Source organism: Mycolicibacterium wolinskyi (assembly GCF_002101965.1).
GTDB lineage: Bacteria > Actinomycetota > Actinomycetes > Mycobacteriales > Mycobacteriaceae > Mycobacterium > Mycobacterium wolinskyi.
Genome location: NZ_LQQA01000033.1, coordinates 622,111 through 646,749 on the forward strand (window position 1 = coordinate 622,111; position 24,639 = coordinate 646,749).

Annotated in this window: 29 protein-coding genes; 11 read left to right on the forward strand and 18 right to left on the reverse strand. The window is 64.8% G+C overall.

Annotated elements, in window-relative coordinates:
- The gene (locus tag AWC31_RS33155; RefSeq protein ID WP_085149555.1) at nt 1–1,377 is read left to right on the forward strand and encodes an FAD-containing oxidoreductase; all 1,377 of its coding nucleotides are present in this window, start codon (nt 1–3) and stop codon (nt 1,375–1,377) included.
- Here AWC31_RS33155 and AWC31_RS33160 read toward each other — a convergent pair.
- The 3 genes from AWC31_RS33160 to AWC31_RS33170 are packed head-to-tail and all read right to left on the reverse strand — an operon-like array spanning nt 1,328 to nt 2,798.
- Nucleotides 1,328–1,975, reverse strand: a complete 648-nt coding sequence (locus AWC31_RS33160) for a flavodoxin family protein (protein ID WP_085149558.1) — start codon at nt 1,973–1,975, stop codon at nt 1,328–1,330. The genes AWC31_RS33155 and AWC31_RS33160 overlap by 50 nt on opposite strands.
- A gap of 2 nt (nt 1,976–1,977) precedes the next feature.
- Nucleotides 1,978–2,484 (reverse strand): SRPBCC family protein, encoded by a 507-nt coding sequence (locus AWC31_RS33165; protein ID WP_085149562.1) that lies wholly within the window; start codon nt 2,482–2,484, stop codon nt 1,978–1,980.
- Nucleotides 2,481–2,798, reverse strand: coding sequence for an ArsR/SmtB family transcription factor (locus AWC31_RS33170; protein WP_085149565.1), 318 nt, complete (start codon nt 2,796–2,798; stop codon nt 2,481–2,483). The genes AWC31_RS33165 and AWC31_RS33170 overlap by 4 nt, the downstream gene beginning before the upstream one ends.
- A gap of 226 nt (nt 2,799–3,024) precedes the next feature.
- Here AWC31_RS33170 and AWC31_RS33175 point away from each other — a divergent pair, with 226 nt between their 5' ends.
- The gene (locus tag AWC31_RS33175; RefSeq protein WP_165766097.1) at nt 3,025–3,366 is read left to right on the forward strand and encodes a GNAT family N-acetyltransferase; all 342 of its coding nucleotides are present in this window, start codon (nt 3,025–3,027) and stop codon (nt 3,364–3,366) included.
- Between the two features lie 153 nt (nt 3,367–3,519).
- Here the strand turns inward: AWC31_RS33175 and AWC31_RS33180 are convergent, their stop codons facing one another.
- The 5 genes from AWC31_RS33180 to AWC31_RS33200 form a co-directional block, all read right to left on the reverse strand.
- Nucleotides 3,520–4,164 (reverse strand): M15 family metallopeptidase, encoded by a 645-nt coding sequence (locus tag AWC31_RS33180; RefSeq protein WP_085149571.1) that lies wholly within the window; start codon nt 4,162–4,164, stop codon nt 3,520–3,522.
- Nucleotides 4,165–4,484: 320 nt separating this feature from the next.
- The gene (locus tag AWC31_RS33185; RefSeq protein WP_085149575.1) at nt 4,485–5,330 is read right to left on the reverse strand and encodes an LLM class F420-dependent oxidoreductase; all 846 of its coding nucleotides are present in this window, start codon (nt 5,328–5,330) and stop codon (nt 4,485–4,487) included.
- 61 nt (nt 5,331–5,391) lie between these two features.
- Entirely contained in the window at nt 5,392–6,621 is a 1,230-nt protein-coding gene (locus tag AWC31_RS33190) for a lipase family protein (RefSeq protein ID WP_085149578.1), read from the reverse strand.
- 346 nt (nt 6,622–6,967) lie between these two features.
- Complete coding sequence (locus AWC31_RS33195; protein ID WP_085149582.1) at nt 6,968–7,900, reverse strand: alpha/beta hydrolase; 933 nt, start codon at nt 7,898–7,900, stop codon at nt 6,968–6,970.
- Nucleotides 7,897–8,355 carry a DUF3237 domain-containing protein gene (locus AWC31_RS33200; protein WP_085149585.1) on the reverse strand — a complete coding sequence of 153 codons (459 nt, stop codon included), beginning with the start codon at nt 8,353–8,355 and terminating at the stop codon, nt 7,897–7,899. The genes AWC31_RS33195 and AWC31_RS33200 overlap by 4 nt, the downstream gene beginning before the upstream one ends.
- Nucleotides 8,356–8,595: 240 nt before the next feature.
- Between AWC31_RS33200 and AWC31_RS33205 the strand changes: the two genes are divergently transcribed.
- From AWC31_RS33205 to AWC31_RS33220, 4 genes are all read left to right on the forward strand, one after another.
- Nucleotides 8,596–9,159 carry a cupin domain-containing protein gene (locus tag AWC31_RS33205; RefSeq protein WP_085149588.1) on the forward strand — a complete coding sequence of 188 codons (564 nt, stop codon included), beginning with the start codon at nt 8,596–8,598 and terminating at the stop codon, nt 9,157–9,159.
- A gap of 49 nt (nt 9,160–9,208) precedes the next feature.
- Nucleotides 9,209–10,714 (forward strand): CoA-acylating methylmalonate-semialdehyde dehydrogenase, encoded by a 1,506-nt coding sequence (locus AWC31_RS33210; RefSeq protein ID WP_085149591.1) that lies wholly within the window; start codon nt 9,209–9,211, stop codon nt 10,712–10,714.
- Complete coding sequence (locus tag AWC31_RS33215) at nt 10,711–11,136, forward strand: VOC family protein (protein WP_085149594.1); 426 nt, start codon at nt 10,711–10,713, stop codon at nt 11,134–11,136. Before AWC31_RS33210 ends, AWC31_RS33215 begins: the two co-directional genes overlap by 4 nt.
- A gap of 81 nt (nt 11,137–11,217) precedes the next feature.
- Nucleotides 11,218–12,084, forward strand: coding sequence for a mycofactocin-coupled SDR family oxidoreductase (locus AWC31_RS33220; RefSeq protein WP_207626466.1), 867 nt, complete (start codon nt 11,218–11,220; stop codon nt 12,082–12,084).
- A gap of 50 nt (nt 12,085–12,134) precedes the next feature.
- On the opposite strand, the gene AWC31_RS33225 is transcribed toward AWC31_RS33220, so the two are convergent.
- Entirely contained in the window at nt 12,135–12,848 is a 714-nt protein-coding gene (locus AWC31_RS33225) for a TetR/AcrR family transcriptional regulator (RefSeq protein WP_234817078.1), read from the reverse strand.
- Nucleotides 12,849–13,095: 247 nt separating this feature from the next.
- Here AWC31_RS33225 and AWC31_RS33230 point away from each other — a divergent pair, with 247 nt between their 5' ends.
- A complete protein-coding gene (locus AWC31_RS33230; protein ID WP_085149597.1) occupies nt 13,096–14,595 on the forward strand; it encodes a long-chain-fatty-acid--CoA ligase in 1,500 nt (499 codons plus the stop codon).
- Between the two features lie 33 nt (nt 14,596–14,628).
- On the opposite strand, the gene AWC31_RS33235 is transcribed toward AWC31_RS33230, so the two are convergent.
- Nucleotides 14,629–14,814, reverse strand: coding sequence for a hypothetical protein (locus AWC31_RS33235; protein WP_085149600.1), 186 nt, complete (start codon nt 14,812–14,814; stop codon nt 14,629–14,631).
- A 92-nt stretch (nt 14,815–14,906) separates the two neighbouring features.
- The gene (locus tag AWC31_RS33240; protein WP_085149602.1) at nt 14,907–15,944 is read right to left on the reverse strand and encodes an NADP-dependent oxidoreductase; all 1,038 of its coding nucleotides are present in this window, start codon (nt 15,942–15,944) and stop codon (nt 14,907–14,909) included.
- Between the two features lie 202 nt (nt 15,945–16,146).
- Here AWC31_RS33240 and AWC31_RS33245 point away from each other — a divergent pair, with 202 nt between their 5' ends.
- Both AWC31_RS33245 and AWC31_RS33250 read left to right on the forward strand, forming a co-directional pair.
- Nucleotides 16,147–16,629, forward strand: a complete 483-nt coding sequence (locus tag AWC31_RS33245) for a nuclear transport factor 2 family protein (protein ID WP_085149606.1) — start codon at nt 16,147–16,149, stop codon at nt 16,627–16,629.
- Nucleotides 16,626–17,084, forward strand: a complete 459-nt coding sequence (locus AWC31_RS33250) for a DUF3237 domain-containing protein (protein WP_085149585.1) — start codon at nt 16,626–16,628, stop codon at nt 17,082–17,084. Before AWC31_RS33245 ends, AWC31_RS33250 begins: the two co-directional genes overlap by 4 nt.
- A gap of 38 nt (nt 17,085–17,122) precedes the next feature.
- Here the strand turns inward: AWC31_RS33250 and AWC31_RS33255 are convergent, their stop codons facing one another.
- Genes AWC31_RS33255 through AWC31_RS33265 form a run of 3 tightly spaced genes read right to left on the reverse strand, consistent with a single transcriptional unit; the run spans nt 17,123 to nt 19,247 of the window.
- The gene (locus tag AWC31_RS33255; RefSeq protein WP_085149609.1) at nt 17,123–17,629 is read right to left on the reverse strand and encodes a DinB family protein; all 507 of its coding nucleotides are present in this window, start codon (nt 17,627–17,629) and stop codon (nt 17,123–17,125) included.
- Nucleotides 17,626–18,423, reverse strand: coding sequence for a thioesterase family protein (locus AWC31_RS33260; RefSeq protein ID WP_085149612.1), 798 nt, complete (start codon nt 18,421–18,423; stop codon nt 17,626–17,628). The genes AWC31_RS33255 and AWC31_RS33260 overlap by 4 nt, the downstream gene beginning before the upstream one ends.
- Complete coding sequence (locus AWC31_RS33265; protein ID WP_067852931.1) at nt 18,420–19,247, reverse strand: RecB family exonuclease; 828 nt, start codon at nt 19,245–19,247, stop codon at nt 18,420–18,422. The genes AWC31_RS33260 and AWC31_RS33265 overlap by 4 nt, the downstream gene beginning before the upstream one ends.
- An 85-nt stretch (nt 19,248–19,332) precedes the next feature.
- On the opposite strand from AWC31_RS33265, the gene AWC31_RS33270 reads away from it, so the two are divergent.
- Nucleotides 19,333–20,172, forward strand: coding sequence for a tRNA (adenine-N1)-methyltransferase (locus AWC31_RS33270; protein WP_110775371.1), 840 nt, complete (start codon nt 19,333–19,335; stop codon nt 20,170–20,172).
- A 1-nt stretch (nt 20,173) separates the two neighbouring features.
- Here the strand turns inward: AWC31_RS33270 and AWC31_RS33275 are convergent, their stop codons facing one another.
- The 3 genes from AWC31_RS33275 to AWC31_RS33285 are packed head-to-tail and all read right to left on the reverse strand — an operon-like array spanning nt 20,174 to nt 21,521.
- Nucleotides 20,174–20,467: a DUF503 domain-containing protein gene (locus AWC31_RS33275; protein ID WP_067852927.1), complete on the reverse strand. Its 294-nt coding sequence runs from the start codon at nt 20,465–20,467 to the stop codon at nt 20,174–20,176.
- 1 nt (nt 20,468) lies between these two features.
- A complete protein-coding gene (lppK, locus tag AWC31_RS33280; protein ID WP_085149619.1) occupies nt 20,469–21,008 on the reverse strand; it encodes a lipoprotein LppK in 540 nt (179 codons plus the stop codon).
- Between the two features lie 9 nt (nt 21,009–21,017).
- Nucleotides 21,018–21,521, reverse strand: a complete 504-nt coding sequence (locus tag AWC31_RS33285) for an MTB12 family secreted protein (RefSeq protein ID WP_085149622.1) — start codon at nt 21,519–21,521, stop codon at nt 21,018–21,020.
- 145 nt (nt 21,522–21,666) lie between these two features.
- Between AWC31_RS33285 and arc the strand changes: the two genes are divergently transcribed.
- Entirely contained in the window at nt 21,667–23,496 is a 1,830-nt protein-coding gene (arc, locus tag AWC31_RS33290) for a proteasome ATPase (protein WP_067852917.1), read from the forward strand.
- Here arc and AWC31_RS33295 read toward each other — a convergent pair.
- Nucleotides 23,429–24,628, reverse strand: coding sequence for a DUF418 domain-containing protein (locus tag AWC31_RS33295; protein ID WP_085149625.1), 1,200 nt, complete (start codon nt 24,626–24,628; stop codon nt 23,429–23,431). The genes arc and AWC31_RS33295 overlap by 68 nt on opposite strands.
- Nucleotides 24,629–24,639 lie beyond the last annotated feature (11 nt).

Here is a 24,639-nt window from a genome sequence, read left to right on the forward strand (position 1 = left end):
ATGGCCCCGGCGCAGAAGTACGACGCCATCGTCATCGGCGCGGGCCAGGCCGGACCGCCGCTGGCCGGGCGCTTGACCGCTGACGGCCAGACGGTGGCGGTCATCGAACGCAAACTCGTCGGCGGTACCTGCGTCAACTACGGTTGCATCCCCACCAAGACGCTCGTGGCAAGTGCCCACGCCGCCCACCTCGCCCGTCGCGGCGCCGAATACGGTGTCGGCACCGGCGACATCGCGGTGGACATGGCGAAAGTCAAGGCGCGCAAAGACAAAATCATGCTCGACGATCGCCACGGGGTCGAATCGTGGCTCGAAGGTATGGACGGCGCCACGCTGATTCGCGGTCATGCCAGGTTCGTCGACCCGCACACGGTCGACGTCGACGGGCAGCTTCTCACCGCGGACAAGATTTTCCTCAATGTCGGCGGCCGCGCGGTCGCGCCCGACTTCCCAGGTCTCGACGGTATCGACTACCTGACGAATGTCGGTATCCTGGAACTTGATTCACTGCCCGAGCATCTCGTCATCATCGGCGGAAGCTACATCGCCCTGGAGTTCGCGCAGATGTACCGGCGTTTCGGCGCTCAGGTCACCGTGATCGAGAAAGGGCCGCGCCTGACCTCGCGCGAGGACGAGGACGTTTCGGCCACGATCAAAGAGATCCTGGAGGCCGAGGGCATCGCGGTGGTGCTCGACGCGACCGGCATCCGGTTCACCAAGCGCGACAACGGCTTTGAGGTCGTGCCGGCAGACGGGGCGGAACCCATCGCCGGCACTCATCTGCTGATGGCGGTCGGCCGGGTGCCCAATACCGACGATCTCGGGCTCGAGAACGCCGGTGTGGAGACCGACAAGCGGGGCTACGTCGTCGTCGACGATCAGTTGCGCACGAACGTCGAGCACATCTGGGCCATGGGGGACTGCAACGGCAAGGGTGCGTTCACCCACACGTCCTACAACGACTTCGAGATCGTGGCGGCCAATCTGCTCGACGATGATCCACGCCGCGTCAGCGACCGCGTCACGACCTATGCCCTGTATATCGACCCACCGTTGGGCCGGGCCGGGATGACCGTCGACCAGGTCCGCGCGTCGGGCCGAAAAGCCTTGGTGGGCAAGCGTCCCATGACACGAGTCGGCCGTGCGGTCGAGAAGGGCGAGACGCAGGGCTTCATGAAAGTCGTGGTGGATGCCGAGACCGAGGAGATACTCGGTGCGGCCATCCTCGGCGTCGGTGGCGACGAGGTGATTCACTCGATTCTCGACATCATGACCGCGAAAAAGCCCTACACCGCGATTTCACGCACCATGCACATCCACCCGACGGTCAGCGAACTGGTGCCGACGATGCTGCAGGACCTGAAGCCGCTGAACTGACGGTGCGGCCGATGTTGAGTTGCCGCGTCACCTCGGCGATCCGCCGGCCGAGGTGACGGCAGGTCTGCACATCGGAGGGATGAACCTGGTCGGGGTTGGCGTCGACATCGGTCGACGCGGCCGCGCCGAGCCAGAAGCCCAGCCGGTTGAGATCGTTCTCACTGCCGGCAGAGCTGTTCCAGCCCGCACCCAAACCGAGGTTCACCCAATGCATGTGGTGCTGCGCGGCGAATATCGCCAACGAGCTCAGCGTGTTGAGCTTGTCACCGGCCTTGGCGCCGGAGTTGGTGAATCCAGCCGCGATCTTGTCGCGCCAAGTGCCGTTGAGGCAACGCCGCCCGGTCTGCTCGGCGAACGCCTGGAATCCGGCGGATACGTTGCCCATGTACGTCGCGCTGCCGAAGATCATCGCGTCCACGTTGTCCAGGACATCCCAGTCGGCCTCGGTCATGGTGTCGACGGCGATGACATTGACGGCCGCGCCGCCTTCGTGGGCGCCTGCGGCTACCGCTTGTGCGAGGGTCGCGGTGTGGCCGAAGCCGGAGTGGTACGCGACTGCGACGGTGGGTGCTGCGACGTCAATTCCGTTGTGGTACATGGCTAATTCTCTCCTAGTGATTGTGCGACTTCTTGATAACGCTGGCCCCACTCCGGCAGCGGTTCGCCGGCGAGGTGGGCTTCCATCCGGTCGAGGAAGGCGTGCGTTCCGGGGAAGAATCCCTGTCCGTCCCGGACCGTCAGGCCACGATGGCTGAACCTCAACAGGGTTCCGTCGCCATCCGGTGTGAGCTCGTAACGCACCACACCGCAACCGGTGTCGGTGAGTATCGGCTGGCTCCACTCGTGCTCGAACACGTTCGGCGGATCCCAGACCCGGATCCGCCCGGTCATCTTCTTGACCTCGGGTGGTACCGGCGGGCCGTCGGCGACGGTCTCGATCGTGCCGCCTTCGCGGGCATCGATTGTCGTCTCGCCCATCCACTGTTTGCGCTCTGCCGGATCGGTGATCGCCGACCACACCGCGTCCACCGGAAAGGGGAGCCGGCGTTCGAATGTGAGCACCGCCAGATCTCCCTCGATCGTGAGTTTTCCTTCGCGGCCGATCATTTCGTCTCCTTGTGTGTCTTTGTGAGGTGGCGTTCGAGGGCGTCGAGATGGTTGGTCCAGTAGCGGCGATAGCGTTCGATCCATTCGTCGATCTGCACCAGGCCGTCGGCACGCAGCGCGTAGATGCGCCGCTGGGCATCGGGTCGCATCTCGACCAGGCCGACTTCCCGCAGCACCTTGAGATGGCGCGACACGGTCGGCTGTGTCAGTTCGGGGAGCGTCGCCACCAACTCACCGGCGGTGCGCTCACCGTCGATGAGCGCATCCAACAACGCCCGCCGGTTCGGCTCGGCTACGGCCTCGAAGACGTCCATGTATTGAGTATCGCAACTTGTCTATATAGATGCAAGAGAATATTTATGGCCCCGGGCGGCGCGAGGTACGAGGTCGATCTCGGCGCCCACCCGCCAAGTTCGCCGTCGTGCTGTGTCGTCACCTCACCCTGCGGACCGCCCGTTCGAGCGGCGATCGAGAAGCGGAGGGAAGATTGATTCGTGAACAATAGGCCGGGGCAGATTGTCCGAGTCGACTGATCGGGACGTGACGGTTCGGCCGATCGGCGCCGACGAGTGGGATTTGTGGTGCCAGCTTCGCATCGCGGCGCTGACGGACGCACCTGACGCGTTCACGGCGCGACTTTCCGAGTGGTCGAGCATCGGCCTGCCGCGATGGCGTGAGCGCTTCGAGACGAGAACCGCTTACAACCTGGTGGCAGAGAGGGCTAACCAGCCGATCGGCTTGGTGAGCGGACTCATCGTGTCAGCAGATGAGTGTCAGTTGAGATCGCTGTGGGTCAACCCCATTGCGCGCGGGTCCGGGGCGGCCGGCCTGCTGGTGGAATCAATCGTCGAGTGGGCCCGTCAGCAGGTGCGATCGCATTGAGTCTGCGTGTCATCGCGAACAACACGCGCGCCATTGGTTTCTACCGACGGCACGGATTCGTCGAAGCAGCTGATGGCGACCACGACCTCGTTGACCGATCGCCGCGCGAAATGGCAATGGCGCGCCCCATTCGCGCAGCGTGATGACGGACGTTTACTTCTGCATCCTTGGATCCTCCGTCGGGTCGGCATACAGCGGCGGGCAGCCGTGATTGTTCGCGTCCGGACGCAGTTCGAAATGCCACTGTTCGTTGGTGTAGATCTGGCACAACCCGTGTTCGGCGCCGTGCGTGGACAACCACGACGCGGCCTCGGCGGGCCCGATGTCTACCGCGTCGCCCGACACGTGAGCAGACGTGGTCGGGGTGGCCACCCATCGAGCGGCTTCGTCGGCCGAGCCGTACTGCGCGATCGCCTCACGCAGAAGCTGTTCCTGGTATGCGGCCGAACGCCAACCGCTGTTGACAACGAATACGACACCTTCGTCTGCTGCCTGCGTTGCCGCCATGCGCAGAGCGCCGAGCAGGTCGGGGTCGAGATTGACGACGGCCGGCGAAGTTTCGTCGAAGACCGTCACTCCGTCGTCAATGACACCGTCGGCGACGCCGACTCGGGAGCGTGAAGGCGCCGCACCGGGCGGGCCAAGCAGGTCGTGGTGTTTGACGAGGATAGCTGCCCCTGCCGCGGAGGACGGGGACACCACAGACTCGTGCACGAGGACGCCGAGAAGTGCGGTGCAGAGCAGGACAGATACTGCAAGAAGGACCAATTGCACTGAGCGGTAGCTGTTCACAGTCATGCCGTCAGTCAATGCGGTGCGCTGTTGTCAGCACGTATGTGGTTTTGGATACGCCTGCGATATGTCCACATAGCGCGCGAATGCGACGGCCACGCCGGTCGCTTTGACGGCAACCAGCGTGGCGCTGCGTTCAACGTCAGTGTCGTCAGCCGGGCCGGCCCGTCCCAGCGGCGGCAGCGCGGCCTGGAAGAAGGCGTGACACGCAGATATGGGGCGAAGTGTCACCGAAACTGGGAACCTACAGCCGTCGATCTGGCTTCCGGTTACGGCATTCACAGTTGCCTTGGCGGCACGCCGGCGCATCACCGTCCATTGTGGGTTCAGTGGAGGCCAAGCGGTCCGGCCAGTGCGGCGAGCGTGGGAATCAGCGTGTCGAACCCGGTCAGGGCCTGCACGGGCACGTGATTCGCGCCGACGGCCAGATGCTCTTTGAGCCTGGCCGCGACGGCATCGGCGCTGCCGTACGCGACGAGGGCGTCGATCAGCGCATCGCTGCCGGGTGTCGCGACGTCGGTGTCGGTGAACCCCAACCGCTTCAAGTTGTTCACGTAGTTGGTCCCGTTCAGGTAGATGTCGAGGGACTTCCGCCCGACGGCCCGTGCCTGTGTAGCGTCGGCGATCAGCGCCACCTTCTGCACAGGGGCGATGAACGCATCAGCGCCGACCAATTGACGCGCCTTCGCAGTGTGCTCCGGGGTGGTCAGGTAGGGGTGGGCTCCGGCGCTGCGGCGTGCGGACAGTTTGAGCACCTGTGGGCCGAGAGCGGCGACGACGCGCCGGTCCTTGGGCACTCCGTACTCGTCGAGCTTGTCCAGATATTCGGTGAGCGCGTCATAGGGCTTCTTGTACTCGGCGATCAGCTCGGGGTGCCCGACTCCGATGCCGAGCAGGAACCGACCCGGATGGGTCGCCTCGATGCGGTGAAAGGACTCGGCAACCAACCCGGCTTCGGCCGACCAGATGTTGACGATACCCGTTGCGACCTGCAGCTTCTCGGTCTGTTCCAGGAGCGGCTCAACCCAGTCGAGGTCAGCCGGCGGCGAGCCGCCTCCCCAGATGGCGCCATAGCCGAGCGCCTCGATGTCCCTGAGTTGCGCGCCGGTCAGTTGTTTCCACTGCTCGAAAAGGCCGAAAACGCCGAAGGAGCCGAAGTTCGGATGCGTCATTTCTCCACCAACCTGCCGCGTACTCAAGGGTATTCCGGTTCTCTGCTGCTCTAGCGGCGCGTCATGCGCAGGTGGGTGTGGTAGGCACCCCGTTGAAGCGATCGGAGATCCAAGCCATACTCCGCTCGCCGTCGACGAAGGCGGTCAACAGTGCATTGGTGTTCATCTTGTTGAAGAACGGTGGTTGTTCGTTGGTCCATAACGTGACGTCGGCTCCCAGCGCGCACCAATCTCGCGCGGTGGCCACCACCGACTCGTACGGCGCGAAGGAATCCCACCGATTGTGTGAGAGATACACTGGACCAGTGGGTTTCACGTTCCCGATCCGCTGCATCGCCAGGATCGAGGCGAGCGGCTCCTCCCGCACCGATTGATAGAGATCCTTTTTGAACCATGGCTGCAGATGCCGGAACGCGTAGTCGATGCCGGTTTGAATCATGCACTGCCTACTGGTGTTGGCCAGCATTTCCGCACCGCGCGGTGTGAGGGAATCCGCAATCGGTTGTGTCATATCAGGATACGCCTCTTGAATGCCTCGCAGCACCCACCCGAGTGACCCGGCGAGTTGGTTCCCGTCAAGGGGCGGCAGCATGCTGGGCAGGTCGGTTGTCGCACCGTTGGCGTAGGTTCCGACAACATCGAGTTCGGGTGCGTACGCGCCGGCCAGCTCGGCCGCTGCCAACGCTGAATGTCCGCCGCCGGCCAGCCAGCCCCAGAAGGCGACGGGCCCGTCCGGACGCAACGAGGTGTCGGGCAGTTTCATCGCCGCACGCGCAGCGTCGTTGAGTGCCGTCCCGCCTGCCACCCGGTTCAGGAACTGTGGCGCCATCTGACCGTGAACTCCTAAACCGACACCGTCAGTGACCACTATCGCGAAGCCCCGCGCCAGCAGGGTCGCGATGAATCCCTCCTCAAGATTGAACATCAGGTCGAAACCCGTGTCCAAAGAGGCGTGGATTCCTTGGTTGAACAGGCGAGACGGAGCGCACTGCTCTCCCATTCCGTATGGGGCGGTCGCGTAGGCGAGCAGCGGGCGGGGTCCGTTGCCGGGCCACGGGACGTGAGGTTCGATGTAGGTGCCGGTCACCGCTACGGGATGGCCCTGAGCATCGGTGCTGCGATACATGATTCGAGTTCCGGTCCCCACGAACGAACCCAGTTGTCCGGACGGCTCCAGAACCAGTCTGGATGGCTCCGTGCGGATGAGGTCGCCCGGCGCGCCCGCGGGCAGTGGATTCGGTGGCGTATAGAATGTCAGGTACCGTGATTCGTCGGCCCGGGCATCCGGCATGTTCGCCGAAAACGGCGCTGACACAACGATGCAGAGGGCAACGACCACCGCCCTGACCCAGATCCCCGACGACCGGGGACTGCTATGACGTGAGGTGCCGCGGCGGCGTCGCGGGAAGGGCGCATATTCGTCACCTGGAAAGGGAATCATCGTTGGTTTCCTTTGGTTGGACGGTCTGGACGATGGATGATTGTGGGACCTGGTGGGCGCGAGGAGTCGCCTCGGCGACCCCGGACGCAAGGTCAAAGTTGGTGCCGGTACGCGGATTTCGCACCGTGCACGGTCGGCTGCGGTTCAGGCGCAACCAGAATCCGGCGAGAACTCACCGCTCGCCGCACCAGAGTGCCTATTTGAGCAGCTCGGAGAGTTCTCTCGCGAATACCGTGATGGCGTGATCGCCGTCGTCGAGTACACCTGCCAACAACGGGAAGCTATGTGGCATGCCTTCGTACTCATGTGCTTTGACGTTGATCCCCGCCGCTCCGAGGTTTTCACCGTAGCGGTGGGCGTCGTCGGCGACAGGATCCACCTGAGCAGAGATGATCACGGCAGGTGGGGCGCTTGTGAGGTTCTGCGTCAGCAACGGTGAAGCGACGGTCAAGCGACGGTCGTCGGCCTCGGGCACGTACATGTCGTACGCCCATTCGAGCGTGGCCCGGGTGAGGAATGGGCCGTCCTTGTAGCGCTGGACGGAGTCACTGCTCATGGTGGCATCGAGCGCCGGACACAGCAGGCCCTGGGCCTGGATCGAAGGGCCTTGTTCTCGCGAGGCGAGCGCAACGCTTGCCGCCAGTGCGCCTCCCGACGAATCACCGGCGATCGCGAGCGCTTCGACGTCGATGCCGAGTTCGTCGGCATGCTCACTCACCCAAGAGGTGGCATCGGCGGCGTCATGGTGAGCACAGGGAAACCGGTTTTCTGGCGCGAGGCGGTATGCAACGGAAATCACGATGAGATCGCCCCGCACGCAGAGTTTTCGGCAGAGCCGATCGTGGGTGTCCAGGCTTCCCCGGACGAATGCCCCGCCATGCAGATAAACGACGCCCGGCAGCGCCGGTCCGGCTACGGGTGGGCGGTAGCACCGCGCCGCGACCACCCCTTGGCAGACGGGGATGGTGAAATCTTTTACGGTGCAACGAGTATCGACGCTACCCGCCAGCGCGATCAATTTCTCGCCCGCCTCCCTGTATGCCGCGATCGACATCTCCCACGGCTGTGCGGCGGGGCGTGCGGACAGGGTCTGCAACAGCTGCTGGACCTGCGGATGCAGCACACTCATGCGGTGACTCGGAAGACTTGGAATTCGACGATGGGTCCGGGTTGGATGCGTCCTTGGCCGACGAAGATGGTTTGGTTGACCCATTTGTATTTGGGGTGGCCGGATTCCAGGCGTGGGGTGGTGACGAAGTAGTGGTCTCCGAAGTCGGTGCCGGTGGTGGCGCCGCCGAGGGCGTCTGCGGCGGCCTCGGTGACTTCGACGAGGCCTTGGTAGCTCATGTAGATGACGGCGCCGTCGTCGGTGTAGAACTGGGCGCGTACGTCGAGTCGGCCGTAGCCGTCCTCGCCGGCCAGTAGCCAGTCTCCGCCGCCGGGGGCGGCGGTTCCGCTGAATCGGTTGCCGGTGACTTTGCCTCCAGTGACGGCGAGGACTTGGCGTAGTCCGTAGGGTCCCGGGCCGACGATCTGGGGTTCGGCAAGCTCTGCGGTGTAGCTGAACTCCGGCTCCAATTTCATTGATCTACCTCCATTTTCGAGTGCGTCTGCCTTCGGCTCCGCAGCGGATCTGAGCGTGCACCATACGTCGGTGATAGTCAACATATTGTCGATTTTCGGATTGACGGCGACAAGGCGGCATGGTTATCGCAAAGTAGACACTGTGTTGACTACAATCAACTGTGAGTCTAATCTCAACCTCGGTAGGCCGTGATGCCGAACACCGGCGCATGGCGTCACACCGACAGAAGAGGGATTGACATGGCCACCAGATCTGACGTCGACCAGATCCAACCGACAACTTCACGGGATGGCGAGAGCTACGTGTCCCACCGTGAGGACATCCACTTCAACATGACCGGTGACTTCATGACGGGTGTGGATTTCTGGATTCATGCGACCGGTGAGTCCACGAACGGCCAGCTGATCGTCATCGAGACCAACTGGGTACGCGGAACTGAGCCGGTCTGGCACATCCACCACCGCGAAGAGGAGGGTTTCTTCGTGATGGATGGCGAGATCAAGATCCACACCGAGGCCGGTTCGTACAACGCGAAGAAGGGCCAGTTCGTTTGGGGGCGTAAGGATCAGCGGCACACCTATGAGGTGGTCGGTGAGGAAGCCCGGATTCTTGTGGTGTTCGTGCCAGGCCCCGACAGTGCGGGTTTCGAACCCAACGGCGGCATTGACAAGTACTTCTACGAAGCCCGCAACCGTGAGCTTCGGACGCCCGAGCAACTGCAGGCGGAGGTCGAGAACCTGAAGGTCAACTACGGCCTGGAGATGTTCCCCGACCTGCCGCATCCGCGCGACCTGCAGGACTGAGCCTGGTTGTCGCTTCGGACATTTCGCCTTACCGAGCATTGGAGTTGCTGTGACCATCGATGTATCTCTTGACACCGTGCCGCATTGGATCGGCGGCGCGGCCGTGTCCTCGACGGAGGGGCCACGCGCCGAGATCCATGATCCCGCTACGGGGCGCGTGATCGGCACTGTCGTGCTGGGCGGCGCCGATGCGGTCGACGAAGCCGTCGTCAGTGCGCGAGATGCCGCGGCGGCTTGGGCCGATACCCCCGGCCCCGTCCGTGCATCGGTGCTGCACCGCTTCCGGGTGCTGCTGCATGAGCTGATCGACGACTTGGCGGCGATCATCACCGCAGAACAGGGCAAGACCCTTGCGGACGCCAGGGGAGAGTTGGCGCGTTCGATCGAAGCCGTCGACGTGTCGCTTTCGGTTGTCCAGCAACTCAAGGGCGAGTACGCCGAGCAGGTCGCCAACGGGGTTGACACATACTCCTTCCGGCAACCTCTCGGAGTGTGCGCTGGAATCACGCCGTTCAACTTTCCGGTCATGGTGCCGGTGTCGATGTTTGCGGCCGCGATCGCGTGCGGGAATACGTTCGTGCTCAAGCCAAGTGAGCAGGTGCCCTCGGCATCGGTGCGGTTGGCGCAGATCATGAGCGAGGCAGGACTGCCGGACGGCGTGCTCAACGTGGTGCACGGCGGTGTCGAAGCAGCCGAGGCGCTCATCGACCACCCCGATGTCGCGGCAGTGTCGTTCGTCGGGTCCACTCCGGTAGCGCGTGCGATCTACCGGCGCTCGGCTGAGGCCGGCAAGAAGGTGCAGGCCCTCGGGGGCGCCAAGAACCACCTTGTGGTGATGCCCGACGCGGACCTCGACGCTGCCGCCGATGCGCTGGTGTCGGCGGCGTACGGTGCCGCGGGTCAGCGATGCATGGCCGTGACGGTCGCGGTCGCCGTCGGTTCGGCGGCAGACGCGCTGGTAGACAAGATTGCCGACCGCGCAAGAGCGTTCAGGGTGGGCGACGGCGCGGCGTCGGGTATCGACATGGGGCCGCTGATCTCAGCGGGCGCGCTCGATCGGGTCCGCGGGGCGTTGGAACGCTCGGTTGAGCAGGGCGGCCAACTGATCGTCGACGGCCGTGACCGGCCTGCGGCAGGGGACGGTTACTTCATCGGCCCGAGTCTGGTCGACCGCGTCAGCGTCGAGAGCGACCTGTACCGCGATGAAGTGTTCGGACCGGTCCTCAGCGTCGTGCGCGCCGACGATCTCGAGCGGGCCCTGCAGATCGTCAACGACAACCCCTACGGGAACGGCGCAGTCATCTTCACCGGCAGCGGCACGGCGGCGCGTCGGTTCAGCCGGGGCGTGACGGCTGGCAGCGTCGGGATCAATGTGCCTATCCCCGTGCCGATTTCCTGGTTCGCCTTCGGTGGATGGGGAGACTCACGCTTCGGAGATGACGGCCTCAACTATGACGGCTACCGCTTCTACACGAGGTCCAAAGTGATCACGCAGCGCTGGACTGAGCCGACGCCGGGCCTTGCACCACACTTCGTCGCGGCGGGCCGGCAGTGACCTCGCCACCAGCCGCCGGACCGGTTCGGCTCGACCACGTCGGAATCCTCGTGCGCGACCTGGACTTCGCCCGTACGCAGTGGTGTGATCGGTTTGGCGTCGAAGTTGCTCGCGTGGTTGATGTTCCGGCCATGAGCATCAGCGCAGCGTTTCTCAACCTTTCCGGGGCGGAGGTCGAGTTGTACACCGTCCACGACGGGGATGCGCTTGATGCAGCCCTCGGCGGAGCACCGGCCAAGCTTGACCACGTGGCCCTACAACTACACGACGCCGATGGCCCTGAACTCGTCGGTTGCGCGATCCGGGGGCCTGGGCGCGCGGATCCGATCGCAGAACCGATTGTGATGGGAGACGCGACACATGTCTGGACCGAGCCTCCCGGAATCGATGTCCTGCTCCAGCTGATCAGGCCAAGTAGGTGAGGTATCGATCTATAACCGTTGCACCACAAACGGTCTCATCGACAGGCTGACCGTTAAGAATCACTGAGAAGAGGAGTAGATATGGGACGCATGGAAGGAAAGGTCGCGCTCATCACCGGCGCGGCCCGAGGGCAGGGGCGGGCACATGCCATCCGCCTCGCCCAGGAAGGTGCAGACATCCTCGCCTTCGACTGCCCGGCGAACGGCCGAGTTCCGTATCCGGTTGCCACGGCTGCCGATCTCGAGATCACGGTCAAGGAAGTCGAGGCGCTGGGTCGGCGAATCATCGCGCATCAAGGCGACGTCCGCGAGCAGGCCCCGCTGGACCGGTTGGTCGCTGAGGGCGTGGAGGCCTTCGGCGGGCTCGATGTGGCAGTGGCCAACGCAGGCATCTGGACGGTGCACCCGTTCGCGGATATTCCCGAGGACGAGTTCCTCGATGTGCTCAACGTCAACATCATGGGGCCCTGGCGCACCCTCAAGGCGGTAACCCCCGCCATGAAGGCGCGCGGGGGTGGCTCGGTGATCATTACCTCGTCCGGCAACGGCGTCGAGGGATCTCCCCACTACGTGCACTATGTCGCGTCGAAACACGGCGTACTCGGATTGGCGAAGAGCGCGGCACTCGAGTTCGGCCAGTACGGCATTCGCGTCAACTCGCTCCTTCCCGGGCCCACTGATACTCCCGCCCTGGATTGGCAAGGTGGTTATGACCTTTGCGCGGGGAAGGGACCCGGAAATGGCGTCAAAGAGGATCTACAGGGCGCGAAGTACTGGGCGGTTCTCCGGGATGTGGGCCTGCTGCCGCCGCAGGCCATGAGTGAGGCGGTGCTGTGGCTTGCCTCCGACGAATCACGATGGACGACAGGCCTCGAGATGTTGGTCGAGGGCGGCCACATGCTCATGCCGGGGCTGAACATGACGAAAATGGCCTTGGACAACCAATAGTTTCCGAGCGCACCCTGCAAGTCAGGTAAGCCCTCTGCGAAAGGCGTCGATCACGCCTTCTTCGCAGAGGGCTTGCGGCGCTTAGTGGATTTTTCAGCAGGCTTCCAGTCGAGGCCGTAGACCGTCCGGAGCCAAATGGTGGTCACCGTTTCGGCCATGCTCTCCAACGGAATTGCGTTCTCGCTGCGCATACTCATCAACGAGAGGTTGCGTTCGCCCATCCACATCAACGCCGCGGCCAATGACCTGGCCGGTGGCCCCTCGATTGCCACGCCGGCAGCTCTGTCTCGCTCGATGCTGGCGGCCGATGCGTCGATGAACCGGCCGAGGATGGTGTCCCACTGCGTCTGCAGGTCCGGCTCGGCCGCCGCGGCGTCGCCGACTTCACGGAGAACGTGACCGTGGCGCTCCCAGACGTGGATGACCTCTTTGACCGCGTGCTCGATGGCCGCCTCCGGCGGCATCCCGGCCGGACGCTCAAAAATCAGCTGCGACGCTTGGAACACATCGGCGGTGACCCGCGAGAGCAGCGCGGACAGTACCTGCCACTTGGACTCGAAGTAGAAGTAGAACGATGAGCGCGACAGCCCCGCGCGCTTGGTGAGATCGTCGATGGATATGTTGCGCAGGGGCGCCGTGCGCAACAGGTCGTAAGCACCTTCCAGGATTGCCTGCTCGCGCCTGTCGCCTTTGATGTTTCGCCGGCCCACCCGTGTTTCCGCTGCGCCAAGGCTGAAAGATGAAGTGGACGCCATGACGACCATGATAGGTCAGACCAACTGCGAAGCCCGTGTAGCGCAGTAGGACGCACCGGGAAATTAAATCGACGATGTGTTGATAATACTGCACGCGCAGTGCATACTGGGCGTGTTGCATCGGCCCGGCTCTTGACGTTCGTGCCGGCGCCGACCGTCTGCTCAGATTTGGCCGCTGTTCTGCTTGCGCTCAAACGGGATTCGCACGCCGGCCGCGGAATGAAATGCGAGCTCTATTTCAAAGCAGGAGTCAACCGTGTCCAACCTCGCCGGCAATCTCGTCGCGACCGCCCACAAATACGGCGACCGGCCAGCCGTGAAGCTCGAAGAGTACGTCCTGTCCTACGGGCAGCTACATCAGCGCGCCGCGGCTGTGGCCGGAGATCTGCGAGCCCGGGGCGTGCTCCCCGGCGACCGCGTGGGTCTGATGCTTCCAAACGTCCCCGCGTACCCCGTGCTGTTCTACGGTGCCCTCCTGGCGGGAGCGGTTGCAGTGCCGATGAATCCGTTGCTCAGCGCGCGCGAGGTCGAGTACTACCTCACCGACTCGGGTATGAAGCTGGTGTACGGGATGGATGGGAGCGAAGCCGTCGTGTCGGCCGCGGCGGAGAGGGTTGGGATTCGTTCGGTATTGGTACCTCCTACGGGCCCAATCAACTTGTCCGGCAACGAGATCTATGAGGCAGCCGATCGAACCGACGACGACACCGCTGTCATCCTCTACACCTCCGGGACCACAGGAAGGCCCAAGGGTGCAGAACTCACCCACCGGAACATGTCGACCAACGCTGCGACGACAGTGGACACCTTGATCAACGTGGGCCCCGAAGACGTGATCCTCGGTTGCCTGCCGTTGTTTCATGTCTTCGGCCTCACCTGCGGACTCAATGCAGCGGTCAAAGCCGCTGCCCTGCTGACACTCGTTCCACGCTTCGACGCGACGAAGGCCCTGGAGGTGGTGGCACGCGATCGAGTGACGGTTCTTGAGGGCGTGCCCACCATGTATGCCGCGATGGTGCATTCTCCCGACGCAGACGACACCGACATGTCCTCGCTCCGCACGTGTATCACCGGCGGCGCACCCATGCCCGTCGAAATTCTCAGAGCGTTCGAGAAGAAGTTCGACTGCGAGATCTACGAAGGGTACGGGCTCTCGGAGACGGCACCAATTGCCTGTTTCAACCAACCCGGGCACGAACGCAGACCCGGCACCATCGGGATACCCGTACGGGGCTGCGCGCTGCGGATCGTCAACGACGACGGCGCAGACGTTCCCGACGGCGTACCCGGCGAGATCGCCATTCAGGGCGAGAATCTGATGAAGGGATACTGGAACCGGCCTGACGCAACAGCCGAAGCCATCCCCGATGGGTGGTTCCGAACTGGGGACATCGCCACGCGCGACAGCGACGGGTACTACACCATCGTCGATAGGAAGAAGGATCTGATCATCCGAGGTGGATACAACGTGTATCCCCGCGAAGTCGAGGAAGTTCTCTACGAACATCCTGCGGTCGCCGAAGCAGCCGTGATTGGCATCAAACACGAAGACCTCGGGGAGGAGGTCGGCGCGGCCGTGGCGCTCAAACGTGGCGCGCATGCCGACGCCGACGAACTGAAAACCTTCGTCGGAGGCCGAATCGCAGCGTACAAGTACCCGCGCGAAATCTGGTTCGTCGACGCCGTGCCCAAAGGCCCGACCGGCAAGATCCTCCGCCGCGAGGTGCAGCCGCCAAACCCGGACGGGATCAGCTGAGTCACAGGAACTTCCACCCGCTAACGTGACCGCTCAGTCGGCCGAATCAGCGGTGGCTGTCTGTCGGAATGCCGCCATATCGAGGTCGCCTGCGCTCGCCCAGGCCACGATTCCGAGTCGGCTACCGTCGCACAGGCTGAACTCTGGAGCGGTCGCACCGACAATCGTGGGACCGACGCCGAGGTCGTAGTGCTCGCCCGGTGTCACGTTGAACCGCAAGAAAGCTGTTGTGCATCAGTGAAATGACGTGAGCCGCAAATCCGGTGAAACTCGGCTCGGTGTTGGTTCAGTGCTCTGAATGGCCCCGGAGCTCAGGGGAGAGGTGCGACTTGGACGACCGCTTTCCCTCGGGTGCCGCCGGACAGCGCTTGATTGAGCGTCTCCCGAGCGTTCTCCAGGCCTTCGACAATGGTCTCGTCGTATGTCAACGAGCCTTCGCCCAGTGCCGCAGCGAGCTTTCCGATGATCTCGGCGTAGCGGTCGATGTGGTCGGTAACGATGAAGCCCCGCAAGGTCGCTCGCTGCATGAGCAACTGGTTGGCGTTGCGCAGGCCCGGTTGGTCACCGTTCTCGCTGTAAGTGTCGTACTCCGAGATCAGACCGCACAACGCCACGCGCGCGCCGATGTTCAGCCGGCCCAGCACATGGTCCATGATGGGGCCGCCCACGTTCTCGAAGTCGACGTCGACGCCGTCGGGGGTCGCGTCGTCGAGTTGCTCACGCCAGTTGTCCGAGTGTCGGTCGACGCATGCGTCAAATCCCAGTTCTTCCACCAGATGTCGGCACTTTTCAGCGCCGCCGGCGATGCCGACCACCCGGGCGCCACGCTGCTTTGCGAGCTGTCCGGCGATAGAACCGACGGCGCCTCCCGCGGCTGAGACGACAACCGTCTCACCCGGCTGAGGATCGCCCAGCTCAACGCCGATGAACGCGGAAATGCCGGTGTGGCCGAGTACTCCGAGGAATGCGGGAAGCGGCGCAGGCAGCGGGTCCGGCAGAACGGTGAACGGGAACTCCAGAACGGAATCGTCAGCGACGCAATACTCTTGCCACCCGGTGAAGCCGAGCACGAACGCGCCGACAGGCAGATCGTCTCGGCGGCTTTCGACCACCTGCCCGACACCGAGGCCGCGCATCACCGCGCCCAACTCGACCGGCGGGATGTATGAGCGCAACTGGCTCATCCAGACCCGGTTTGTCGGGTCGAGCGACAGGTACAGGGTGCGGACCAGCGCCTGCCCCTCGGCAAGTGCACCGATGGACTCCTCAACCCATTCGAGGTCTCGCTCGGTGACCTGACCTTGCGGCCGCCGCCGCAGGCGGAAGAGGCGATTGTTGGTCGTTTTCATGGCGATTCCTCGTTTGTGGGGGGGTACGCGAGTGCCGCGGAACGGCGGCAAGTCCATCCACGAGAGTAGACGAGTAGTCGGTAGTAATCAACGCAACGTCGAAAATGGTGTCGACACACTGTTGACTATTAACGACATATCGTGCAATGTCGATTTGGTCACTCGGCTGAGTCAGCAGCCGACCAAAGGATGGAGGCGGCGCATGAGCGTACAAACGGACAACCGCGCGACGGTTGAGCGATTCTGGTCGGCCCTCGATGATGGTCCACCTCGCGGCGAGGCGTTGGAGGCGTGGAAGGACATCTTTGCCGAGGATGCCGTCTGGGAGATGCCCTTCGCTCCAGAGCCGCTCGCCGATACCGTCCCTGGCCGGCATCTGATCGGTCATTTCATCGACTGGTTCTTCTACTCCGTGCCGGACCTGCGGATCGATTCGCTGACCGTGCACGACACGACCGACCCGGAACTCTTCATTCTGGAACTGCACGGAAAGGCGACGGTCACGCAGACCGGAAAGATCTACGCCAACACCTACTGCACCCACATGCGGATCCGGGACGGCAAGGTTGTGCTGATCCGCGAGTATTTCAATCCCAACGTCGTGGTCGAGGCTTTCGGACCCGACGTGATCGCCGAGGGCATGTCAGCTGTGATGGCTGCCGCGGGAGTGGGTGCGGCCCAATGAAGTTGGAGCCGGAGTTCAGCTACACCGCAGAGCTTGCCGAACCCCAGATCGTCGGCCCGGGACCCTACGGACTACGCCAAGTCCTCGCCGTCACCGGCGGCAAAGTCACCGGCAACCGATTCAGCGGAACCGCCGCCCCCGGCGGCGGAGACTGGCTACTGGCCGGCGAGGACGGCTACGGCCGACTCGACGTACGCGCCCAGTTCTACACCGACGACGGCGCCGTCATCTACATGAGCTACCAAGGCCTGGTCGAAGTCACCGAAGCAGCCGCAGACGCCCTCGGCGGCGCCACCACCGGCACCGACTTCGGAGACCACTACTTCGTCACCACCCCACGCCTGGAATCCGGCCACCCCAAATACAAATGGGTCAACCAAACCATCTTCGTCGGCCAAGGACGCATCCAACCCGGACCCATCGTCGAATTCCAAGTCTTCCGAGTCACCGCATAGCACGCCCTGGGTGTAGACCGGCGAGGCCGAGACCTCGGTCAGCTCACCGCGCGCAGCATGCGCAGCTGACCGATCTCGGCAGCGTTCTTCGTGAGCTCGACGTGCAGCCACAGGACGGTGTCGGCGACGGTGCGGCCAGACCCCTCACCCCACGGAAAGTCCGCTGTGGCTGCGAGATCCGCGGCCGTCAACGAATCCAACAGATCACGCCACTGGGTGGCCAACGTCCGGATGCGTTCGACCGAAGCCGTGGGGCCGGGCCAGTCGATCTCGGTGCGCTGCGGTGGCACCCGGTCGGTGAAGTGAGCGAGCGCCGTCGACCACCAGAAGATCATGTGCCACGTGAGCCAGCCGATGGTGGGTACCGGGATCGGGTCCGGCTCGGTATCGGCCCAGTCGGGATACCAGCGTCCCGACGCGTCCTGGTGCACGGTCCACACCAGAGGCGCTGGCGCCCAGAGGAAGTCGTCGGCGGTGAGCGAAGCCAGGTGCAGATCGGCGAGCGCCCAGGCGAGCTCGAACTGACGGCGGAGCGCGTCGATCACGGTGCCCGCATCACCAGCAGGGTTTGCGCGGAGGTCCCGATGAACCCTTTGCGGTCGAAGATCTCGGCTGTCGTGGCACCGATGCCGTCCGGGCCGATCGACCCGCGCGCCCGCAACGCGAAGTCCGAGCCCTCCGGGAGACGGTGCAGATGCACCGAGGTGTCGGTGTTCATGAACACGAACCGCTGCGGATCGAGCGCTGCGCCAACGCCGTTGGCGGAATCCACGACGAGTGCGAGCCGCTGGATGGCCGTCGTCTCCTCGTCGTCGACCACCGGCGTCAGCGGACTCATCCACACCTCGGCGGCCTCGCCTTCCGCGGTGCGCTGGCGACGCCACGACACGGTGTCGAGGTATCCGGGTGCGCCTTCCCAGTTGTGGGCGACCTCGGCGGCCTCACCCTCGACGAGCGGCGGGTGGCGGTCGGTGGCCACGTCGCTCGTGTCGCTGGTCGCCAGCAACCATGCCGTCACCTTCGCCACGGCGCGCCACGTGCCGTCGGGCCGGGCGGCGGCCATCTCCGCGACGGCCATCGAGATCCGCGCGCCGGGACGGTCGACCCTCGCCCGAACGCGCACCGGCGCAACCGGAATCGCGCCGAGGATGTCCAGCGTCAACCGCCCGATCCGCAACCCGGATGGGGCCATGAGCTCTTCGATCGCCTTGGTCAGCAGCGCCAGCGGCGGCGACCCATGCTGAATCGCCGGATCCCAGTTACTCCGGGTGTCGGCGGTGGACTCGAACAACTGGAACTCACCGTCGGACCCGGTCCGACGGTAGTGGCACCCGATCATGCAGCGAATTCCTCCGGCCAACCCGGGTACGGCGGCGGCGTCCCGCCGAACGCCGGGCACAACGTCTGATGCGCACACCAGGAACACAACCGCGACGGATTCGGCCGGAAATCACCGGTCGCTCCGGCGGCCTGGATGGCTCGCCACATGGCCATCAGGGTGCGCTCGAAACGCACGAGTTCGTCATGGTCGGGGGCGTAGTCGAGCACCTGGCCGTCGGCCAGATACACGAGCCGCAACCGGGCGGGCATCACGCCGCGCGATCGCAGCAACGCGACGGCATAGAACTTCATCTGGAACATCGCCTTGAATTCGGCGAGGGTCCTGGCCTCGGGCGGCGCCTTGCCGGTCTTGTAGTCGACGACGCGCAACTCACCCGTCGGGGCGAGATCGATGCGGTCGACGAACCCGCGCAGCAGGGTGCCGTCGGCCAGCTCCACTTCGAGCCGCTGCTCACAGCATTCGGGATCGAATCGCGTCGGATCCTCCAGCCGGTAGTAACCCGACAACAGTGCCCGAGCCTCGTCGAGGAGCACGGCGGGCTGTTCGATGTCGGCCAGTTCGGGCTCAGCGGCCACCACGCGGTCCCAGGCCGGCTCGACGAGCCGCATCGCGGTGTCGTGCCCCCGCTCGGCCGCGGGCAGCCCGTAGAGCTGCTCCAGTGCGGCGTGCACGAGCGATCCGCGAAGCTGCGCAGTCGAGCGCGGCTCGGGCAGGCGGTCGATCGCGCGGAACCGATACAGCAGCGGGCACTGCTTGAAATCGCTGGCCCGTGACGGCGACAACGCTGGACGACGCACCACTGCGGCCGGCTCGTCACTCATACTCAGCAGCCTATGACCGGCCGGTGACAAATTTGCGGAACCCCGCGCACTCGGCCCGTCGGCGCAACTGGCAGGCTGGACCACTGTGCCAAGAACAGGACCATTCGCCGTCGGTGACCGCGTGCAGCTCACCGACGCGAAGGGCAGGCACTACACGATGGTGCTCAACCCGGGCGGCGAGTTCCACACGCACCGCGGCATCATCCCGTTCGACGAGGTGATCGGGCTGCCGGAAGGCAGCGTCGTCAAATCCACGAGCGGCGATCAGTTCCTCGTGCTGCGGCCGCTGCTGGTCGACTACGTGATGTCGATGCCGCGCGGCGCGCAGGTGATCTACCCGAAGGACGCCGCGCAGATCGTGCACGAAGGCGACATCTTCCCCGGCGCGCGCGTGCTGGAGGCGGGCGCCGGATCAGGCGCGTTGACCTGTTCGCTGCTGCGCGCCGTCGGACCGGAAGGCCGGGTGACGTCGTACGAGGTCCGCGATGACCACGCCGTGCACGCCGAGCGGAACGTCATCACGTTCTTCGGTGAGCGGCCACAGAACTGGGACCTCGTGATCGGTGACGTCGCCGAGTACACGGGGCCCGAGATGGACCGCGTCGTCCTCGACATGCTCGCCCCGTGGGAAGTGCTGCCCGCGATCTCGCAGGCGCTCGTGGCGGGCGGGGTGTTGATGATCTACGTCGCGACCGTGACCCAGCTGTCGCGCGCGGTGGAGGCTTTGCGTGAGCAGCAGTGCTGGACCGAACCGCGCGCGTGGGAGAGCATGCAGCGCGGCTGGCACGTCGTGGGTCTCGCGGTGCGCCCGCAGCACACCATGCGCGGCCACACGGCATTCCTGATCAGCGTGCGCAAATTGGCGCCGGGCGCAGTCGCGCCGATGCCGCTGCGGCGCAAACGGCAACTCGGCGGCGGTATCTAGTTCAGTCGTCGCTGCGGTGCAGACCGCGGCGCGTGGAGAGCAGATCGACCTCGGGGCGGCCGGCGACCATGCGCTCGGCGGCGTCGAGGACGTCGACCACGTGCGCGCGGTCTGCGGCCACGACGGCGATGCCGATGCCCGCACGCCGGTGCAGGTCCTGGTTGCCGCTCTCGGCGGCCGACACCGACAGCTTGCGCTGCAGTTCGGCGATCACCGGCCGGATGACCGAGCGTTTCTGTTTGAGCGAGTGCACGTCGCCGAGCAGCAGATCGAATTCCAGCCAGCCGATCCACATGTCAGCGGGGCGGCGTCGGCGATGGGGCCGCGGCGGCACCCATCTCAAGCAGTAGGTCGGCGGTGTGTCTGGTCAGCTGCCAGTCTGGGCCGCTCTGCGTGAACTCCATGGGAAAGCTGAACCGGCGGCTCGGCTCGTCGCCCGCGGTGCTGACGTTGATCGTGGCGACCACGTTGCCGGGTTCGGTCTGCGACCACGCCAGATCGGTGGCCTCGAAGCTCAGCGGCGTGAAGCCGTTGTCGACCAGCGCGCGCCCGAACTTGTCCAGGGCGGCGGCATCGTCCGGGGTCGACTGCTCGACGAGGTTGACCTTCTCGGCGCCGGGGACGTTGACGTCGGCGAGTCGATAGAGGACTCCGGTGAGCGCATCCGGGGCGGGTAGCGGGTCAGCGGGCGGGGGTGGCGGCGGCATGAGCTCCGACGCCGTGGGTGAGGTGGCAGGCGTCGCCGCAGGCCGGTCGTCGTTGCCGCACCCCGATAGCCCGAGTGCCGCCACGGTGACCGTGGCGGCACTCAGGACTGCGATTCGGGAACGGATCAACGACCCGCGTCAGCCGACCGACGACAGCAGCGACAGGGCCGATCCCTTCGAGATCTGCCAGCCGGTGGGGCTCGGGCCTGCCACGAACTGGATGTTCTGGGTGGCCGTGCCGCCGGTCGCCGCAGTCGCGGTGACGTCGGCGTAAGCGACGCCGCCCTCCTGGTTGATGTTGGCGACGACGAAGGTCAAGGGGAACTTGCCCTCGGCGGCGGCCTGGTTGTAGGCGCGGTCCGCGGCGATGCTCTCGACCCGTCCGATACCGCCCTGGATATAGGGCGCCTTGCCCTTGAACGAACCGCCACCGGCGAGCGCCTGCAGGGTCTGGACCAGCGGCGCTTCGAGGTCGGGCGCGGGAAGCTGCGGCAGCGGGGCGCCGAACACGACCGGCTGGACGGCTGGGGCGCTCGACATTCCGCTGGATGCAATGGAAGTCACACCCGCCGCGGCGCCGCCAACCACAGCGGCCGCTGCAGCTGCGGTGATGAAGCCGGTAACGAGGGTTTTCGGGGTCACGACTGTCCTTTCGATCGGACCAACTGAACTAAGAGGCTAACAGTGGTGCTGGTGTGTCGAGTTCCTAGACCGCACACAAAGGCTGAATCGCCGGTAGCGTTGAAGTTGTTACTGCACCAACTTCCGGTGCGGGAGGGAGCGCAATATGAGTGAGTCAGAGCGTTCGGAAGGTTTCCCCGAGGGTTTTGCAGCGCACATGTCCAGTGAAGATGCCGCTGAGCTTGAAGCGTTGCGCCGGGAGGCCGCAATTCTGCGCGAGCAACTGGAGAACGCGGTAGGGCCCCAGAGCGGCTTGCGCAGCGCGCGGGACGTTCACCAACTCGAGGCCCGGATCGACTCGCTGGCAGCGCGCAACGCCAAGCTGATGGACACCCTCAAGGAAGCCCGCCAGCAGCTGCTCGCCCTGCGCGAGGAGGTCGACCGGCTGGGCCAGCCGCCCAGCGGTTACGGCGTACTGCTGGCCACTCACGAGGACGACACGGTCGACGTGTTCACCTCGGGCCGCAAGATGCGGCTGACCTGCTCACCCAACATCGAGACCGCGACCCTCAAGCAGGGCCAGACGGTCCGGCTCAACGAAGCGCTCACGGTCGTCGAGGCCGGCACCTTCGAAGCGGTCGGTGAGATCAGCACGCTGCGCGAGATCCTGGCTGACGGCCACCGCGCTCTCGTGGTCGGGCATGCCGACGAGGAGCGCATCGTCTGGCTGGCCGAACCGCTGGTCGCCGCGGAGGATCTGCCCGAGGATCCCGAGGCCGTGCTCGACGACAGCCGTCCGCGCAAGTTGCGGCCCGGTGACTCGTTGCTGGTCGACACCAAGGCGGGTTACGCGTTCGAGCGGATCCCCAAGGCCGAGGTCGAGGACCTGGTGCTCGAAGAGGTGCCCGATGTCAGCTACAACGACATCGGTGGCCTTGGACGCCAGATCGAGCAGATTCGCGACGCCGTCGAGTTGCCGTTCCTGCACAAGGAGCTCTACCGCGAGTACTCGCTGCGTCCGCCGAAGGGTGTGCTGCTGTACGGCCCGCCCGGTTGCGGTAAGACGCTGATCGCCAAGGCCGTGGCGAACTCGCTGGCCAAGAAGATGGCCGAGGTCCGTGGTGATGACGCGCGTGAGGCGAAGAGCTACTTCCTCAACATCAAAGGCCCGGAGCTGCTGAACAAGTTCGTCGGTGAGACCGAGCGTCACATCCGGCTGATCTTCCAGCGCGCCAGGGAGAAGGCCTCGGAAGGCACCCCGGTGATCGTGTTCTTCGACGAGATGGACTCGATCTTCCGCACCCGCGGCACCGGCGTCAGCTCAGACGTCGAGACGACGGTTGTGCCGCAGCTGCTTTCGGAGATCGACGGTGTCGAGGGCCTGGAGAACGTCATCGTCATCGGCGCGTCGAACCGTGAAGACATGATCGACCCGGCGATCCTGCGGCCCGGCCGCCTGGACGTCAAGATCAAGATCGAGCGGCCGGACGCCGAGTCGGCGCAGGACATCTTCTCGAAGTACCTCACCGAGGATCTGCCGATCCACGCCGACGATCTGGCTGAGTTCGGTAGTGATCGCGCGCTGTGCATCAAGGCGATGATCGAGAAGGTCGTCGACCGGATGTACGCCGAGATCGACGACAACCGGTTCCTGGAGGTCACCTATGCCAACGGTGACAAGGAAGTCATGTACTTCAAGGACTTCAACTCCGGCGCGATGATCCAGAACGTGGTCGACCGGGCGAAGAAGAACGCGATCAAGTCGGTGCTGGAGACCGGTCAGCCGGGTCTGCGTATCCAGCACCTGCTCGACTCGATCGTCGACGAGTTCGCCGAGAACGAGGACCTGCCGAACACCACGAATCCCGATGACTGGGCCCGTATCTCGGGCAAGAAGGGCGAGCGGATCGTCTACATCCGCACGCTGGTCACCGGGAAGAGCTCGAGTGCGTCGCGGGCGATTGACACCGAGTCGAACCTGGGTCAGTACCTGTAGTCGCGGTGCCCGCCAGGGCCCGGTAGCTGGTGTTCCACAGCCACTCCACCGGGCCCCGGCGGAATCTGCGCAGCCACACGTGCGCGAACGCCATCACGACCGCGGCCACCGCGAGGTAGATCGCGACGGTGGCCGGAACCCGCTGCGATTCCGGAATCGTCGCGGCCAGCCCGAGGCCCCAGCCGTAGCAGATCGACGAGGCGACGACGTTCTGTAACACATAGCTGGACAACGCCATTCGGCCGACTTCGGCAAGCCGCCGGCCGGGCCAGCCGGGAGCCGGCCGCCGGATGTAGAGCTCGGCGACCACCGCAAGGATGGCCAGCGACACGAACGGTGCCACGCCGTAACGGGCCAGAATCAGCCCGGTGTCCCCGCCGGCCACCTCAAGGGCGATGTCGAGCGGCAGCGCCACCGCGAGACCGGCCCACATGAGCCTGCGCCGTAGTGCGGCTCCACGCGCCTCCAGCACCCCGGCGTGAAAGAGGCGCGCGCCCAAGAGAAACAGGGCTATCGACATCGGGAAGATCAGCACGGTCTCCAGGCGGAACAGCGCCAGATGATCGATGCGAAAGAGCACCAGGTCCCAGAATGAGCCGTCCGCATACGGATTCGGGTCCAGCTTCGGTGCCGGGCCATCGGGTGCGGGCATCGCCAGCAGCGCCCAGGTGAGCAGTGCCAGCATCGCGATGTGGACGCCGGCCGCGGTGGCGATGATCCGGCGCTGCGTGCGCGGCGACGTCACCAGCAGATACGAGACGATCCAACCCGTGATGGCGTAGCCCATCAGTACGTCGAATTCGGTGAAGAGCAGGAAATGGACGATGCCGTCGAGCAGCAGCAGCAGTGCGCGCCACGGATAGCTGCCGGGCCACCCTTGCCCGGCCGCGATGGCCGAACGTTGTTGTAAGGCAAGGCCGATTCCGAACATGACGGTCAGCAATCCCAGGAACTTGCCTTGCGCCAGCAGTTGCAACGCAACTTCCACGCCGCGCCAGGGGGAGTCGGCGGGGCCGTTGAGGTAGCCGATCAGGCCCTCGGGGTTGGTGAAGATCCAGATGTTGGTGCCCAACGTGCCGAGTATCGCGATTCCGCGCAGGACGTCGAGCGACTGCAGCCGTGTCGAGGGCATGCCGCGCACGC